The sequence below is a fragment of the Streptomyces sp. NPDC050625 genome (assembly GCF_040654755.1).
Classification (GTDB): domain Bacteria; phylum Actinomycetota; class Actinomycetes; order Streptomycetales; family Streptomycetaceae; genus Streptomyces.
In genome coordinates this window covers 1-4,467 of sequence record NZ_JBFAIQ010000096.1, presented here as the reverse complement: position 1 = coordinate 4,467, position 4,467 = coordinate 1, and the positions used below count along the sequence as shown (strand labels likewise).

1 protein-coding gene and 3 pseudogenes are annotated in these 4,467 nt (G+C 68.5%); 1 reads left to right on the top strand and 3 read right to left on the bottom strand.

The genetic code is table 11. The features are described 5' to 3' along the window. Positions 1-740 precede the first annotated feature (740 nt). Both AB0I54_RS47900 and AB0I54_RS47895 read right to left on the bottom strand, forming a co-directional pair. Positions 741-1,500: pseudogene (locus tag AB0I54_RS47900) on the bottom strand (transposase); the annotation flags it as partial. Positions 1,501-1,574: 74 nt separating this feature from the next. Beyond that, positions 1,575-1,799, bottom strand: a pseudogene (locus AB0I54_RS47895) (IS256 family transposase); the annotation flags it as partial. 275 nt (positions 1,800-2,074) lie between these two features. Here AB0I54_RS47895 and AB0I54_RS47890 point away from each other — a divergent pair. Continuing rightward, complete coding sequence (locus AB0I54_RS47890; RefSeq protein WP_363302714.1) at positions 2,075-3,274, top strand: IS110 family transposase; 1,200 nt, start codon at positions 2,075-2,077, stop codon at positions 3,272-3,274. A 19-nt stretch (positions 3,275-3,293) separates the two neighbouring features. On the opposite strand, the pseudogene AB0I54_RS47885 reads toward AB0I54_RS47890, so the two are convergent. Beyond that, a pseudogene (locus AB0I54_RS47885) lies at positions 3,294-4,333 on the bottom strand (IS256 family transposase); the annotation flags it as partial. Positions 4,334-4,467: the final 134 nt, after the last annotated feature.

Below are 4,467 nucleotides of genomic sequence, written 5' to 3'. Positions count from 1 at the left end.
GAGACGGTTCTCTTGGTCGAAAACCCATCTACCAGGGGCTTCACCACGTTGTCAGCCCAACCGCCCTACTTCAGAGGCAGGTTGGAAAGGGCTCACTGCATCGAGATCGTTCAAGAGCCGTCGGCGAAGGCCCGCAGGCCGTGGCTCTCGTCCGCGCGGCCGGCGGTGATCCAGGTGGGCAGCCGGTCTCCGCTGCACACGGCCATCATGGCGGCGAAGGTGCGGACATACCCGGTGGCGGCTACCAACTCGGGGCAGCGGGCGAGGATCTCCTTGAGCTGCTGCCGGTCGGTCTCGCTATCCGCCCGCCGCCATGCGGGCGGCTGTCAGCGGGGCCGCCAGGTGCGGACTTCGAGGTGGATGATTTGAGCGTCGGGGCGGATATGTCCGGTCTCGACGAACCATTGGGGGTCGGCGGCGGTGACGTCTCCGCCGGGCGGCGTCGACGCGGCGAGCGAAATTGGTGGCGTCGAAGCCGCCGGTCTGGGCGGAGCGGTAGGAGCGTTCCTCGGTGTGGTCGGCGCGTTGAATGACGTCGCGGCCGATGCCGGGTGAGTCGGTGCGGCTGCCGGAGGGATGCACGTAGGAGGTCTTGGCGAGGCGGACGGTGAAGGCCAGGCGCCGGCCCCGGTGTGCGGCTTCGGCGATCAGGGGGCGCAGCAGTGTGGAGCCGGAGGTGATGGCTTGGTGGCCGACAAGGCCGGTTCCGGATCCCGGGGGGGGTGCCTCTATGTCTTTGGTCAAGCGAGGCGTGGGGTTCGGGGTTCGTAGAAGGTGCCGTCGCGGAGCATCGCGAACAGCACGTTGATCCGTTGGCGGGCCAGGCGGAGCAGGGCCTGCGTGTGGGTCTTGCCGCGGGCTCGGCATCGGTCGTAGGTGCGGGAGGCGGGATCGTGCAGCGCGGCGAATACGGACAGGAACATCGCGCGTTTGAACTGCCGGTTGCCGCCTCTGGGCGCGTGTTCGCCGTGGATCGAGGTTCCCGACGACTTGGTTGTCGGGGCGAGGCCGGCGTAGGAGGCGAGGTGGGCGGCGGTGGGGAAGCTGGTGCCGTCGCCGACGGTGACCCGCAGTGTGGCGGCGGTCCTGACCGCGACCCCCGGAATCGAGGTCAGGACCGCGGAAAGGGTGAGCCTCCAGCAGCTGCCCGATCTGGGCTTCCAGGGCCCGGCGCTGTTCGTGGACGGCAGCGAGCGAACGGGCCAGCGACGGGATCACGATGTCGAGGGTGCCGGTGCCCGGGACCACGACGGTCTGCTTGTCGAGCGCATCGAACACCTCGTCGATCAGCCGCTGGGCCATGCGTGGGGCTTTGGGCCGGATCACCTCAACCAGCCTGCGCCGTCCGGCTTTTCGCAGGGCGGTTGGAGATCCGTAGCGTTCCAGCAGCCAGGTCACGGCGGGGTGGTCCAGGCGCGGGCCCAGGACACGCTCCAGGCTGGGGTGGAACTGGGTGAGCAGGCCGCGTATCCGGTTCGATGCGGTGCTGGCCAGATCGCGCTGCGGGCCGTCACCGAACGGCAGGAGCGGCCCGTCGACGTCCAGGAAGAGCAGTGGACGGTTCCCGTGCCTGGTCATGCTGCGCTCACCTCGGGACGCTCGACGAGGTAGCCGTTCTGGAATGTGGCGCCGTTGCGGACGAGGGCGACGAGGTGGGGCGCGGTGATCGCGCGCCAGCGGGCCTGGGCGGACTCGGCGAGCTTGAATACCATGGCCAGGGCCGCTGCGGGGCTGCCAGCTCCGCGGGTGACCCGGGTCCTCAACTTGACGGTGCTGAAGGTGGATTCGATCGGGTTCGTACCCGGTATGAACATCGGTGGAGGCCCGTTCTGGTACCGGTAGTGACGGGACGTGGTTCTCGCCGTACGGTGCGACCGTCCGGGCCAGGGGTATCCGGGGATTCAGCATGGGCAGGCCGGTGTTGAACGATGGGCTGTGCGCCCGAGTTAGTAGTTGGCCGCCCCTGCGACCTGCCAGGATGCGCTGCGAGCGCGGATCCGTAGGTGTCGTTTCGCCCAGCTGGTCCCCAGCACGGAAGGATCAGAGGGAGGCGGCCATGGGCCGCAAGATAGGAATGGACATCCACCGCGACTTCGCCCAGATAGCGATGGTCGAGGACGGCCTTCTTCGGGATGCCGGGCAGATCGGCTGCCGCCCTGAGGAACTGCGGGCCTGGGCCGCGACGTTGCGAAAGGACGACGAGGTGGCCCTGGAGGCCACCGGCAACTCCGAGGCGATTGCGCTGTTGCTGCGTCCCAAGGTGGCGCGGGTTGTGGTGTCGAACCCGCACAAGACCAGGGCGATCGCGGAGGCCAAGGTCAAGACCGACAAGGTCGATGCACGGATCCTCGCCCAGCTCCTGGCGGCGGACTTCCTGCCGCCGGTGTGGCTGCCCGACGAGCGCACGAGCCGCCGGCGGCGGCTGATCGCGCGGCGTATGCACGTGGTCCGCCAGCGCACCCGGATCAAGAACCAGGTCCAGTCGATCCTGCACCGTAACCTGATGCCCAGGCCGCCGGTCAGCGACGCCTTCGGAACTCGTGGCCGTGCCTGGCTGCAGCGCTTGCCGCTGCCGGACGACGAGCGCGAGGCGGTCGATGCGCTGCTGCGGCAGCTGGACTTCCACGGCTCGGAGCTGGCCGAGCTGGACCGGCGGGTCGCCGTCGAGGCCCTGGATGATCCGCACATCCGTCGGCTGATGACGATCCCGGGTGTCGACGTCAACGTCGCTCTGTCGGTCACCGCGGCCGTCGGCGACTTCGCGCGCTTCCGCTCCGCCGACAAGCTGGTCGCCTACTTCGGGCTCAATCCTCGTGTGCGGCAGTCCGGCGGGCTGCCCGCTGCCACCGGGCGGATCACCAAGACCGGCCGGTCCCAAGTCAGGGGCATGCTGGTGGAGGCAGCGTGGGTGGCATCCCGCTCCCCGGGGCCTCTGCGCGCGTTCTACCAGCGCATCAAGGCGCGGCGCGGCATCCAGGTCGCAATCGTCGCCACCGGCCGGAAAATGACCACCTTGTGCTGGCACTTGGTCACCAAAGGCGAGGACTATGCCTTCGCCCGGCCCAGCCTGGTGGCCTTCAAACGGCGCAAGCTGCAGCTGCGGGCCGGCGCCGAACGCCGCGTCGCCCGCCGCGGCCTGGGCTACGAGTACAACGACAAGGCTCTCCGTCGCCATGAGCGAGAGATCGTCGAGCAACAGGAGCGCGCCTACGCGGTGATGACGGCTCACTGGCAGCCGCGCGGCCCCGCCACCGCATCGAAGAACACCACGTAAAACCGCCGCAGGGCTTGCCGATTTCATCCGTCGTCCTGAGGTGGACCCAGTGTTCGGCGGGGAAGTCGTAGAACGCCAGGAGTTCATCGGTCTCGTCGGTGACCTTCTTCACCGCCTTGGGCCACCTCGCGCCGTAGGCGCGATCGAAGTCCTTGACGGCCTTCTCGGCGTGGTCACGGTCTTCGGCGTTGTAGATCTCCTGCAATGCCTTCTTCGCTCCGGGCTGGGCCGACTTCAGCAGGGCGTTGACCACGTTCCGGGTTTTGTGAACCCAGCACCTTTGGTGCCTGGCCTGCGGAAACACCTCCGTAAGAGCCCGCCACAGGCCCATCGCGCCGTCACCGACCACGAGCTCGGGGGCCCGCATGCCGCGCCGCCGGCAGTCACGTAGCAGGTCGACCCAGGACTCGGTGGACTCGCGCAGTCCTTCGGCGAGCGCGACGAGCTCCTTGCGGCCGTCGGTGCGCACTCCCATGAGGACCAGGACGCAGGAGCGGGCCTGGCCGAGGCGGATCTTGGGGTGGACGCCGTCGGCTCACACGTAGACGTAGTCGGATTCCGACAGGTCGCGGGCTTGGATGACGGCGTGGTCATCGCTCCATTGCTTGGTCAGCCGGGTCACGGTGGCCGGCGAGAGCCCGGCCGAGCTGCCGAGGAACTGCTCCATGGCGGGCACGAAGTCGCCGGAGGACAGTCCGTGCAGGTAGAGCAGGGGAAGGACCTCGCTGATCTTCGGGGACTTCCGGCACCAGGGGGCCAGGATCTCGACGAGAACCGCTCGCGCTCGCCCGTGGCTGCGTCGACGCGCTTGTCGTTCACGCGCGGCGCCTTGACCGGGACCCGGCCGGCGGCCGTGGTCACGGTGCGCTCGCGGTGGTGGCCGTTGCGGACCACCAGCCGGCGACCGGCTTCGTCTCGCTGGTCGGCCAACTCGGCTATGTCGGAGTTGACTTCAGCTTCCAGGGCGGCGGCCAGCATCCGCCTCGCACCCTCGCGGACGATGTCGTCGATCAGGGAGCCGGTCTCGGTCGTTCCATCGGCATTCACTACGCTCAGCACGGGCGTGCCTTCCCGACCGACGGTGCAACGTCGGCCTACTAGGACTCCGTTAGGTCTCTCTTGATCTTGGTGTCGTGTGTGTTCTGCTGGGCAGGGGTTGGTGGCAGGTGGTGCAGATGCCGGTCCAGCACCTC

What these genes read in the sequence shown, in the direction of transcription:
- AB0I54_RS47890 (WP_363302714.1), top strand. Translation starts at nt 2,075, where the DNA reads ATGGACATCCACCGCGACTTCGCCCAGATAGCGATGGTCGAGGACGGC.